11 protein-coding genes are annotated in these 12,384 nt (G+C 39.0%); 6 read left to right on the top strand and 5 right to left on the bottom strand.

The window, feature by feature from the left end:
- Positions 1 to 22 precede the first annotated feature (22 nt).
- Positions 23 to 1,507, top strand: a complete 1,485-nt coding sequence (locus BN6556_RS11685) for a glycosyltransferase (protein WP_066191549.1) — start codon at positions 23 to 25, stop codon at positions 1,505 to 1,507.
- Between the two features lie 46 nt (positions 1,508 to 1,553).
- On the opposite strand, the gene BN6556_RS11680 is transcribed toward BN6556_RS11685, so the two are convergent.
- Complete coding sequence (locus tag BN6556_RS11680; protein ID WP_066191544.1) at positions 1,554 to 2,252, bottom strand: GntR family transcriptional regulator; 699 nt, start codon at positions 2,250 to 2,252, stop codon at positions 1,554 to 1,556.
- A 77-nt stretch (positions 2,253 to 2,329) separates the two neighbouring features.
- Here BN6556_RS11680 and BN6556_RS11675 point away from each other — a divergent pair, with 77 nt between their 5' ends.
- From BN6556_RS11675 to BN6556_RS11665, 3 genes are read left to right on the top strand one after another with little or no spacing between them, the layout of a single operon-like run.
- Positions 2,330 to 3,376, top strand: a complete 1,047-nt coding sequence (locus BN6556_RS11675) for a FecCD family ABC transporter permease (protein WP_066191542.1) — start codon at positions 2,330 to 2,332, stop codon at positions 3,374 to 3,376.
- A gap of 39 nt (positions 3,377 to 3,415) precedes the next feature.
- Positions 3,416 to 4,192 carry an ABC transporter ATP-binding protein gene (locus tag BN6556_RS11670; protein WP_066191539.1) on the top strand — a complete coding sequence of 259 codons (777 nt, stop codon included), beginning with the start codon at positions 3,416 to 3,418 and terminating at the stop codon, positions 4,190 to 4,192.
- A 1-nt stretch (position 4,193) separates the two neighbouring features.
- On the top strand, positions 4,194 to 5,144 hold the full coding sequence (locus BN6556_RS11665) for an ABC transporter substrate-binding protein (protein ID WP_235817517.1): 951 nt from the start codon (positions 4,194 to 4,196) through the stop codon (positions 5,142 to 5,144).
- A gap of 429 nt (positions 5,145 to 5,573) precedes the next feature.
- On the opposite strand, the gene BN6556_RS11660 is transcribed toward BN6556_RS11665, so the two are convergent.
- The 4 genes from BN6556_RS11660 to BN6556_RS11645 form a co-directional block, all read right to left on the bottom strand.
- Positions 5,574 to 6,419, bottom strand: a complete 846-nt coding sequence (locus tag BN6556_RS11660; RefSeq protein ID WP_066191538.1) for a carbohydrate ABC transporter permease — start codon at positions 6,417 to 6,419, stop codon at positions 5,574 to 5,576.
- Positions 6,420 to 6,421: 2 nt separating this feature from the next.
- Positions 6,422 to 7,369 carry a carbohydrate ABC transporter permease gene (locus BN6556_RS11655; RefSeq protein ID WP_066191533.1) on the bottom strand — a complete coding sequence of 316 codons (948 nt, stop codon included), beginning with the start codon at positions 7,367 to 7,369 and terminating at the stop codon, positions 6,422 to 6,424.
- Positions 7,370 to 7,528: 159 nt separating this feature from the next.
- Positions 7,529 to 8,839, bottom strand: a complete 1,311-nt coding sequence (locus tag BN6556_RS11650) for an ABC transporter substrate-binding protein (RefSeq protein WP_066191530.1) — start codon at positions 8,837 to 8,839, stop codon at positions 7,529 to 7,531.
- A gap of 18 nt (positions 8,840 to 8,857) precedes the next feature.
- The gene (locus BN6556_RS11645; protein ID WP_066191527.1) at positions 8,858 to 9,511 is read right to left on the bottom strand and encodes a YesL family protein; all 654 of its coding nucleotides are present in this window, start codon (positions 9,509 to 9,511) and stop codon (positions 8,858 to 8,860) included.
- Positions 9,512 to 9,722: 211 nt separating this feature from the next.
- On the opposite strand from BN6556_RS11645, the gene BN6556_RS11640 reads away from it, so the two are divergent.
- Both BN6556_RS11640 and BN6556_RS11635 read left to right on the top strand, forming a co-directional pair.
- Entirely contained in the window at positions 9,723 to 10,451 is a 729-nt protein-coding gene (locus tag BN6556_RS11640) for a response regulator transcription factor (RefSeq protein ID WP_066191524.1), read from the top strand.
- Positions 10,452 to 10,559: 108 nt separating this feature from the next.
- Positions 10,560 to 12,209 (top strand): sensor histidine kinase, encoded by a 1,650-nt coding sequence (locus BN6556_RS11635; protein ID WP_161485702.1) that lies wholly within the window; start codon positions 10,560 to 10,562, stop codon positions 12,207 to 12,209.
- The last annotated feature ends 175 nt before the right edge of the window (positions 12,210 to 12,384 follow it).

Genomic DNA, 12,384 nt, shown 5'->3' with positions numbered 1-12,384 from the left:
ACAAATGGAGGCTTTTGACACCTTGAAGAATGTTTATTTTTTACATACAGATATTGGGAGCAGCTTAACCGGAATAGAGAAATCAGCCATGATACGAGGTAATCTTTTTATCAAGTATTTGGGCATCACCCCCACCTTCATCACCGTACTTAAGAACAAAAAGGTGCGGCAAAATTGGGAACGCTATGTAGAAAACGGAGTAGTTGATTCAGAGATTCCTATGATCAACCTCTATGACTATCTGCAAAAAACAGAAGAAGGGCGGCAGTTACCAGCTTATCATCTAAAAAAAGAAAAAACATACGGATATCAAGAAGTCAACACGAAAGATGACTCTTATCACCTCCGTGTCTTCGATACAAATAATCAGCAAATCAAGTATTTGGTTTTCACTGATCAACAGCTCTTAAGCCATATTAATTATTTCCATGAAGGGAGAAAAATAGCTCGAGATCACTTTAACGCTTATGGTCAATTGTCCCACACGGAATATTTAACTGAAAATAACTTAGCTTATGTCACCGAGTATTTCGATGTGTATGGCAAGCGTGTTTTAACGAAACATGTAGATGGCCCTATTTTGGTTGCTGGTAATGATTCAGCCTATGAAGCTGTGCTAGAAGATGAGCAAGCATTGATGCTATATTTCTTAAAGAAAATAATCGAAGCAGAGTCGATTGTTATGATCGATCGAAACAAAAAATTCAGCAGCCTTTTTATAAAAAACAAACAAATCAACGCAAAGTTAGTTTCTATCATTCATTCCACTTATTTTTCTGATATAGAGTCCCGAGCTAAGATTAATTCCAACTATCAAAAGGTGTTAAACAGTCCTTACAGCTTTGAGAATATTGTCGTACTGACCAATCGCCAAAAAAAGGAGATGGAACAACAATTTGGGATAACAAACTTAGTCACCATTCCCCATCCTCGACCTGTTCCGTATATCTCAGAAGATGTTAATATTTCTTCTAATAAATTAATTAGTGTTGGCAGGCTTGCCTCGGAGAAGAACTTGAATCATATGCTTGAAGCGCTAGTTCTCGTTAAAAAAGAAATCCCGGATGTTACTTTAGAGCTTTATGGAAAAGGGAAAGAGGAAAAGAAACTAAGACAATTAGCCATCAAACTTGGTTTACAAAAGAATGTTCAGTTCAATGGCTATCAAGATAATCTCACTACTCTTTATACCACTGCCGAATTATTTTTGTTTACCGGGCAAGCAGAAGGATTCACTATGAGTGTATTGGAAAGCCTATCGTATGGTTGCCCTGTCGTCAGTTACAATGTGCGCTATGGCGTGGATGAGATGATTCAAAATGATCATAATGGGTTCCATGTTACATTTGATGATAAAAAACAGTTTGCAAACCAGATTATTTTCTATCTAAATAAAACCACTGCAGAAAAAAACACCTATCGCAAAGCTGCCCAACAGAGTACGATAACCTATGCAGAAGATAAGGTTGCCGATAGATGGAGACAACTACTGCAGGGATTGAGTTAGGCAGTTACTATTTATAGAGAGAACTCTTTCTAATCGGCAGAGTTCTCTATTCCACAAAATAATCCGGAAAAGATTGTTCCAACAGCGGGAATTGCTGATCTATCCTGCTCATATGCTGCTCCAATAATGCGGCAACCCTCTCTGGCTGTTGTTGTTGGAGGAAAGTAAACAACTGTTCATGTTCGGCAATAATTTGCTCCGTGCTATCTACTTCTTTCATCGCAAGATATCTAAATCGATCTAAATGTCCCCTCATTAAATAAACTACCTTTAACAACGTTTGATTCCCTGTTAATTGAAGAATTTGCTTGTGAAAGGCTTCATCTGCCAATAAAAATCGTTCGATGTCCCGCTGTTTGGAAGCCCATTTCTGTTCTGATAGAATCCGTTCTATTTCTTGCTCTGCCGTCTGACAATCACTTTCTGTCCTCCACTGCTTAGCCACTTGTTGAAAAGCACTACGTTCCAAGCTGAGACGCACAAAGGCATTCTCCTTCACCTTCCTTTTAGAGATAGGTGCGATATGCTTGGTTCGCTGAGGCAGCACGTGAATCAATTCCTCCGCAATCAAGGAATGGATCGCATCTCGAATCGGTGTACGGCTGATATTCAAGGAAGCTGCAATATCCTTTTCATAAATTGTCTGACCAGGCTCTAATTGAAACGTAAGGATGGCATGACGGAGTATATCATAGGCTTGTTCTCCTAAATTTTTTGCTTGTGTTATGTTTGTTGATAAAGTCATTTTAAAAATTACCTCCTTTATGCTATAATTATACATGTATACACGTATACAATCAATGTTTAATTAGAAGGTGCTATATGTCAGAGACGTATTCTAAAGGGAGTCATTATAAAAAATATATGGTAGCGTTTGGTATATTGGCGCTTCTATCTATTATTCTGGCTGTGGGACTCGGCCCTGTATCCGTTTCCCCATTGACCGTGCTGCAAATTTTAACAAGTAAACTACCTTTTCTTCATGATGTAGTAGAAATGAGCTGGCAGGCAAGGGATGAAAATATCATTCTTAGTCTGCGTCTGCCAAGAGTATTACTAGGCATGATTGTTGGTGCTTCGCTAGCTGTAACTGGTGTCACGTTACAAGCATTAGTGCGGAATAAACTAGCCGATCCCTTCATATTAGGTGTTTCTTCAGGTGCTTCCGCTACTGCTACTTTGGGTATGCTATTTGGCGCTTTCTCGTTTTTAGGCAGCTATTACTTACCTATCAGTGCCTTTATTGGCTCATTTATCGTCATTATACTGGTATACAGCCTTGCTAGAGTGAATGGTCGAATTAATATCACACAATTATTACTATCTGGCGTAGCCATCAACCTAATAATGGAAGCCATTACGCGATTGATTACCCTGAGCGCCCCTAATGCATTGGGAATACATAATGCGACCTTCTGGATGGCCGGTAGTTTAGCCGGAGCTAAGTGGGCTTACCTCACCCTGCCGTTACTCGTCATGTTGATATGTATGACCATTTTACTCATTCAAAACCGCGCCTTGAATACATTGCTGCTCGGCGATGAAACGGCCGAGACCTTAGGCTTTAATGTACGGTTCATGCAAAAATTGCTGATCGTTATCGCCTCTTTGTTAACAGGTGTGACCATTGCCGTAAGTGGTGCCATTGGATTTGTTGGTTTGATGGTACCGCACATGACACGCCTCATCGTTGGATCCGATCATAAAAAAGTACTTCCAGTCAGCGCACTAATCGGAGGGATTCTGGTTGTCTGGACCGATGTGGCGGCGCGTATGGTGATTGCTCCCGAGGAATTACCGATTGGTGTCTTAACAGCCATTGTTGGAGGTCCTTTCTTTATCTGGCTGTTAAAGCGTAGAAAAAACTGATGTTTATGGCTACTTTTCAATGGAAAAGGGGGGGAATGTATGACATTAAAAGTAGACCAACTATCCTATCGGTCCATCCTTAAATCAGTGAACGTAGATGTCTATCATGGCGAATTCATTGGCATTATTGGACCAAACGGAAGTGGAAAAACTACTCTGTTAAAAAATATATACCGCAGCTTGAAACCTGATTCTGGTGTTTGCTATATAGATGGGGTCGATTACCGCACGATCAAAGTCAAAGAACTCGCCAAACGTTTAGGTGTCATTGGACAAGAAAACACACTTCCCTTTGATTTTACAGTAGAAGAAATCGTGGCAATGGGGCGTAGTCCACATAAGAAATTACTTGAGCCAGACACTTCAAACGACGCACAAATTATTAGAAATGCGCTTGACCGAGTAGAATTGCAGGATAAGCGACAACACCCTTTTTTACAACTTTCAGGTGGGGAGAAACAACGTGTCTTACTTGCCCGAGTGTTGGCACAGCAAACCGACTTTCTACTATTAGATGAACCAACCAATCATTTAGATATTTATCACCAGATGAAATTATTTGATCTGATCAAAGATTTAGGAACCACCGTATTCTCTGCCATTCATGATTTGAATATGGCAGCACTCTATTGTGACCGAATTTATGTGTTACATCATGGGATCATCTATCAATCCGGGAAACCAGAAGACATATTAACAGAAAATTTGCTGCAAGAGGTATTTCAGGTGCAAGTAGATATTACGCCGCATCCTATAACTAAAAAACCTCTGATTACCTTTTTACCAGCACATATAACGAATAAAGCGAGGGATTAATTTGAAACGATGGATAAAAAATAGCATGCTTATAACGACGATTTTGCTAGTCATTAGCGCCTGTTCACAACAGGCAGAATCACAAGAACCAGATCAAACCAACACCTTGACAGTGGATAATTATGGACGAGAAGTAACGATACCCGATGTACCTAAACGAGTATTAACATTCGGTCCAAACACCACCGAATTACTGATTGCGCTTGGTCAAGGAGATAAGATAATCGGTAATACCCTAAATAATCACAGCCGCGGTGCCCTGCCTGAGTACAAAGAACAATATGAGCAGATTCCCGAATTAACACATGGATCAGCCACACGTGAAGCCGTTCTATCTAGTGGCGCCGATTTTATTTACGGGATTGATTGGGAATTTGGCGAAGAAGGTATTGACTTAGCGGAATTAGATGATTATGAGATCACCGCTTACCTCAATAGTGCTGGCAGTTTAGAGGATATCTATCAAGAAATTACGGATATAGGCACCATTTTTGATGCAGAAGACGAAGCAGAGGCGTTTATTACCGATCAACAAGAACGAATGGCAGAGGTAGAAGAAAAAAGGAAAGACAGCGAACCTCTTGACGTACTTGTTTACGATAGTGGCGGTGAAGGTGTCTTTACGGCTGGTGGCGATAATTTTGAAACACGCCTGATCGAACTAGCCGGCGGTCGTAATATTTTTGATGATATTACCGATAAACAATGGAGTACAGTCAGTTATGAAGAGGTCCTCGCTCGTGAACCAGATGTTATTCTGATTCATGATTATGACGTGCCTTCAGCCGAGGAAAAGATAGCTGAGATTCAAAACAACGCCGCCTTAGCTGAATTAGAAAGTGTACAGCAAGAACGTTTTGTTACGATCTCGTTAGAAAGCGTTCTTCCCGGTGCAAGAATGGCGTATGCAGTGGAAGAATTAGCAAGAGGGTTTTATCCGGAGTTATTTTAATTTTTTAAAGGTTGGGCATGAATAACATAGGCTTGGCTCGTGGATCATGTCCAGCTGGATCATACTTCATCGTTTAGCAACATAAAACGTTCATCCCCTCTAGGTAAAAATCACATTAAAACCAGCAAAAGGTAAAATTAGCTTCTATCTGTGCTGTTTCCTGAATCTACGGAAAAATCCATCCTCTCTTCATTAGCCGTTACATTATTTCCTCATAGCGATAGTCATCCCCTTCTTACCTCATGTTTAGCCACACATAATTGGAATGATGGTTTACGGCCATTTCTTATTAAAAGGCATTTAAGAGTAAAAAAGCGTGAGGAAATCTCATTTTTTCGATCTCCACACGCTTTTGTTTCCACCTAAATTATCCGTATTCTGCACATTCTCTAAAGCACTGGATGATTTCGTTCCACACAGGATCATCACTTATCCTTTTACTCCTCCAGCCGTAATCCCTTCTACCAAATACTTTTGAAAAAACAAGAAAATCAGCAACTGTGGTACAATCGACGCGACGGACATCGCAAACATTGGCCCCCAAGCCGATACGGATGAAGGATCGGAGAACATTTGTAATCCCAGAGAAACGGTATATAACGCTGTATCATTCAAATAAATCAGCGGCGTCATAAAATCATCCCATGTCCAATAAAAAGAAAAAATGGCTACCGTGGCTAAAGCAGGCATGGTTAATGGTAAAACAACCCGCCAGAATATCCCGAATGCACTGCAACCATCCATATAAGCCGCTTCATCTAACTCACGTGGGATCCCCCTAATAAACTGTATCAATAAAAAGATAAAGAAAGGTGTTCCCCCAACAAAGGCGGGTACAATTAAAGGTAAAAAGGTGTTAACCCAGCCTAAATTATGAAACAGAATATACTGAGGAATAAGCGTTACCTGTTGTGGTAACATTAACGTAATAATCATACATACAAATAAAGCAGTCCGGAAACGAAAATTGACTCTGGCAAAACCAAATGCCACAAGAGAAGAAGAAATTAAGGTTCCTAATACAACCATCAGTGTGACAAAGGATGAATTCATAAAAAAGGTTGTAAAACTTAGACCACCAAAACCCTGCCACCCTTGACTGAAATTCTCCCACTTAATCATAGATGGAATTAAAGAAGCAGAATTCCGAAAAATCTCATCTTCCGGTTTTAAGGCACTGGCAATGGTCCAAAGAATCGGGTAAATCATGAACAAACCGAGCACCCAAATCGCACCATGGTATATGATCGTCTTCCTACTCTTTCGATGCATCATCTTTATTTTCCTCCTTCCGATTCATAGTGGACCCAACTACCAGCTGAGCGAAAAATAAACCCGGTGAAAATAGCACAAATAATCAATAATATCCATGCCAAGGCAGAAGCATACCCCATATCAAAATGGGCAAACGCCTTCTCATATAAATAAACAGCATAGAATAGGGTTTTATCCATCGGACCACCCTCTGTGATCAAGAAACTTTGCGTAAAGGTCATGAATCCTTGAATCGTTTGCATCACCAAGTTGAAAAAGATAACAGACGATAACATGGGAAAGGTTATCTTGAAAAATTGCTGAATAGGATTGGCGCCATCTACCGCAGCAGCCTCATATAATTCCTTTGGTATGGCCTTCAAACCTGCTAGAAAAATTAACATTGGAGACCCGAATTGCCATACTACCAAAATAATCAACGTGGAAAGGGCAAAGTCCGGACTGGTTACCCAGCTTGTTCCTGTTATACCGAAAAAACCTAAAATATCATTAATCGCGCCATCACGTCCAAATAACTGTTTCCACACGATCGCAATCGCAACGCTTCCACCTAGAATAGATGGGACATAAAATAAGGTACGATAGATACCTACTCCTTTGCGATTCGTATTAAACAACATAGCCACAAATAAAGCAAAAGCCAGTTTAAGAGGCACACTAACAAATACAAAAATCAATGTCACCTTCAAAGCTTGTATAAATCGAACGTCACTCGTAAACATCTGTATGTAATTCCCTAATCCAATCCAAGTTGGGGATGTTAAGAGATCGTAGTTAGTAAAAGAAAAATACAGGGAGGCAATCATCGGTCCGATAATAAACCCAGCAAAACCAATTAACCAGGGCGCAATAAATGCAAATCCAACTAAATCAATTTTCCATTGTTTTCGCAGCTTCCCTTGACTTCGAGTAGATACTTGAGCTTGTTCTGCCACTTCGCACACCTCCATGAATAAAAAGAAAAGTCATTGGATAATAGAGTGGGCTCATCACCTAAATTACAGGTGGTAAATCGCTGTATAAGTGTCCGTCATCCCCACCAGTCTGGAAGTGGGGATCTGGCGGACAACTTCCCCCCTAGTAACCAAGATGACTTTCCGATTCTATTGTTATTTATTATTTTCTAAAATAGTGGTCGCCTTTGTTCTAAAATTGCTTGCTGCTTCTTCTGGCGTAATCTCGCCGTAATAGATCGGATCGGCTACCTCATTTTCAAACAAGGTTTCGATTTCTGTTGACCCTTGTGGATCTGGTGGATCAATTTCACGGCTGTACTCCTCCGCTAACTCCACGTATTCAAACATTTTTGTTCCTGATTCATCTGCCTGTTCTTTCAAATGCTCTCTCACTTCTGTAGCGATCGGTACCCCGCGCTCTGCCTCTAAAATTTCATTCGCTTCGATACTATTGGTGAAGAAATCAAGAAATTTCGCCGCTTCTTCTTGTTGCTTGGAGCTTTTTGCGATGGATAAGAACTGACCTGGCTTAATATAATGCCCTAATTCCCCACCTTCCATGGAAGGCTGTAACATTAAATCAATCGAGCGACCAGCCGCTGCTTCCAAGGCAATAATTTGATTACTATGAATGTCCGAAAGAATAGCTGTCTCGCCATTGACAATTGGAGATTGCTCGAGGCTATCTCCAGCTACTTTAAATACATCCGGAGGAGCCGCTGCTCCAGATTCCAACATATCAACCGTGATTTGTAAAAAGTCTTCCAGTAATTGATCATCGTCATACCCTAAAGCCGTTCCATCTTCGTTATATAACCATTGGCCATGTTGTCTTAAATAATGCTTAAACCCCATAACGCCAGCACTTGGATGAACACCGTATACATTATCATCTGTATTCTCTGAAATGGTTTGTCCAACTTCTTTTAAATCATCCCACGTATAACCCGGTTCTAATGGATCTACACCGGCTTCCTCAAAAATGGCATGATCCACTGCAATGGCATGAGCATTCGCTCCAATATTCAGTGCATATAATTGATCGTCAATCTTACCCCCATCGATATATAAATCTTCTACATCACTAAGATCAAGTGTTCCATCCTCTACATATGGATTCATATCTGCCAGAAGATCTCTGCCTACATATTCGGATAAATATTTATAATCCATTTGAATAATATCTGGCATGTTTCCCCCTGCCGCTTGAGTAGCCACTTTCTCCCAATAACCATCCCATCCGGTAAATTCTGCTGAAATGTTCACACCTGGATTCTCTTCCATGTATAAATCGATAACTTCCAAGGTACGATCATGTCTTTCTTGAGAACCCCACCACATCATTCTTAGATTTACTTCATCTGAATCCCCACTACTTCCGCCAGTAGCATCATTATTTGACCCACATGCTGATAAAATAAGTACAACAAGCACGGACACGATGATCATCCACTTCTTTTTCATTGCAATGCACTCCCTTTGTTATGTTTGTTTAACGGTTTGCTGCTGAGCAACTCTATGTTTTAATTCCGAAACATGCTCCACTGCTGTTTTGCCAAAAATCATCACGATAAAACTGATCAAACTTATTCCAATCGTTATCAGTAATTGCGGGAACATAAGCAGGATATAAACCGTACCAGCCAATGAAATCGCCATCAAAATGGTTTTGATTGGATGGAGCATCCCGATAATAAAGGCCTGTTTTAGCTTACCAAATAACGTTAATGAGTAACTAGTAGATACCGGAATAATATATAACAGCATAATCATATACCACACAGATAGGATATAAAATAGAATGCCGGCATAATAACTCCACGCATGATCCATCATTATGAAAAACTGCAAATCAAAATAAATAATCCCCCCGATTATCGTCAACACGAATCCGAGTTTGTTGGCACTCCAAAAATTCGATCGATACGCTTGCCAAAATGTTTTCCAGATGGACGGGATGTGTTTTTCTTCGATTAATTTTTCCTGTACTCGGTAGACAGCAATCGTAGCTGGAGAAAAACCAAACACAACTAATCCGGCTAGCGTAAATAATCCCCATAGCATATTCAAATAAATAAAACGAAGAAAATATATGCAAAATATTCTCATTATTTCGGTTAACTTCTCGAAAAACATTGGATACCTCCTTGTTATTTTTTGTTTATTCTTTTAAAATAAGAACATGCTGAAACCGTACTTCAAGTATAGCGATTGAACAAAACAAAAAAAGGGCTTCCATTACTTATTTCCACTCATTATTAAAGCGTTTACACAAGAAAGGTATCATTGTTTATGGCATTAAAAAAAATGATACCTTTTCACATGACATTGAAAGGGGTATCTTAATATGTATAAAATGGTAATAGTAGATGATGAGAAAGAAATTCGGTACGGGTTGAAAAACTATTTTCCTTGGGGACAACTAGGATTCGAAGTAGTCCATCACTGTGAAAATGGGAAATTGGCATTAGCTTTTATTGAAGAAAATGAAGTAGATGTTGTATTGACAGATATACGTATGCCTGTTATGGATGGCCTGGAACTGGCTCAGCAATTACACAACAAACATACCAGAATCCACACCATTATTCTAAGTGGCTATAAAGATTTTGAATATGCCAAGGAGGCCATACGTTTCGGGGTAAAAGATTATATTATTAAACCAGGTAAATTTGAAGAGATGCAAGAGGTATTCACTCGTCTAAAGAAGGAGTTGGATACTTCTTTGTTTTCTAATAAAGGGGAACGAAATTATGTAGATAACATCATCCAAACGATCAAAAACTATGCCGAGGAACATTATGCGGACATATCTTTGGATGATTTGGCTGTATTATGCAAAATGTCTCCCAACTATGTCAGTACGTTCTTCAAAGAAAAGACGGGAATTAATTTCTCTACGTATCTCACCGAATTACGAATGATAAAGGCTAAGGAAATGCTCGATGATTTTCATTACAAAACCTATGAAATTAGTGAATTGGTTGGCTATAGCAGCCCTAAAAACTTTACGCGCACGTTTAAAAAATATTATGGCATAACACCAAGAGAATACCGAAAGCAAGAAATTAGTTAACACAAAATGAAAAAAATTCTATTTAAAAACATCATACTTTTTTTGTTTCCTGTGTTTATTCCTGTTTTCATCCTTGGAACCTTTGCCATTTTTGTTACGGACAATCATATGAGAGAATCGATAACATCCAACAATATGAACGTGCTGCAACAGCTGGAGCACCAAACAAGTCTGGTATTAAACGAAATCGAACTGCTTCATTTGGATTATAATTGGAATCCAGAGATTATATTGTCGTTACAAAATATCTTGGATGAGGAACCCTTAACGTTACGTCAACAAGGTAATTTAAACTATGGAGAGGGAACATTAAGACGAAAAGAAATTGCTACACCTTATATTCATTCGATCTATATCTTTTATGAAAACGATAAAGATAACGTGTTAACCTCTAACCAAGGTGTTATCCCTATTGATTCGTTGTATAACGATGATTGGTATGAAGCATTTGACAATGATTCTATTCAAACAGAATCATGGATAGAAACGCGTGATATTGCGGAGTATTCGTTTGTATCCCCTACATCTGTGATAACGATATATAAGAATCTATTCAAAACCAATGGCGCAACGGCACAAGGTTTAATTGTTTTAAATATCGATCAACGTTACTTTGAAAATTTAATTAATGAACTCTATCATTATCAAAATCAACGCATTTTTGTAATCGATGAAAATAATCAATTACTTTACCAAAATGACTCAGAGCAGCAATTAGAACCAGCCGATTTGCCGTTGAGTAAGCAAGAGGAAAATTATTCTTTTCATTTTGAAGGAGATACTTATATCGTCAATCAATTATTCTCAAACGAATATAATCTACGGTATGTATCCGTTACAGAAGATAATGTCATCTACCAAATTCCTAATCAATTGCGGTTATCTACAATCGTTTTGGTAATGCTGTCCCTTATTTTAGGTGCGGCAACGATTTATTATCTATCACAAAAAAACGCCAAACACGTCCAGCAGATTATGTCTATCCTTCATATGAACAATTCAGAACCTGTCCCAAAGCGGTGGTCATTCAAAGACAATGAATACCAAGTCATTGTGCAACGAATTCTGAAAAACTATTTAAAACAAAGTAATTTAGAACAAGAACTGAAGGATAAGCAATACCAACTTCAATCGGCTGAATTATTGGCCTTACAAAATCAAGTAAACCCGCACTTCTTGTCCAATACACTAGCGATTATTTACTGGCGGGCAATGGCAATTACTGGTGAACCTAATAAGGTAACAAAGATGCTAGAAACCTTAAGTGATATTCTCAATTTCTCCTTAAGGATTAAACAATCGACTGTCACCTTAAGAGAAGAAATCCATCATACCAAAAATTACGCAGAAATCATTCAGATTCGATCGGATCAACCGTTTACGATTAAATGGGACTATGAAGAAAATCTATTAGATATACAGGTATTGAAGTTCATGCTCCAGCCTATTATCGAGAATAGCTTGACGCACGGAATCGAACCACAAATTTGCCGGGAGCTTACCATCAAGGTAAAAGTACGCATCGTATCTGACAACGTGCAAGTCACCATCAGCGATAATGGAATAGGTATGTCTCCTAAAAGGCTGAGACTGGTAAGAGAAAGAATGCAAGAAGAAGAACTATCTACTCAACATATTGGATTAGCTAATATTGCAAAACGTTTAGACTTAATCTTTAATCATCAATATGATTTTTCGATCAAAAGTGAACAAGGCTGTGGCACTTCCATTACAATTACCCATCCGTTGAAAAGGTAAAAGGGGCGAAGAAGGGTTGTGATTCATTGATTTTGCTTGTAAAAGGTGATTCTTACGGACAAAACTTCGGGGATTGGTGTTTTTTTGTCCGTGAGATCACGTTCTTACGGACAAAACTTTGGGGATTGGCGCTTTTTTGTCCATGAGATTCGTTCTTACGGACAAAATTTTGGAG

Source organism: Gracilibacillus timonensis, assembly GCF_900086715.1.
Taxonomy (GTDB): Bacteria; Bacillota; Bacilli; order Bacillales; family Amphibacillaceae; genus Gracilibacillus; species Gracilibacillus timonensis.
Note: the sequence above shows the minus strand (reverse complement) of the source record. Positions and strands in the feature narration are given on the sequence as shown.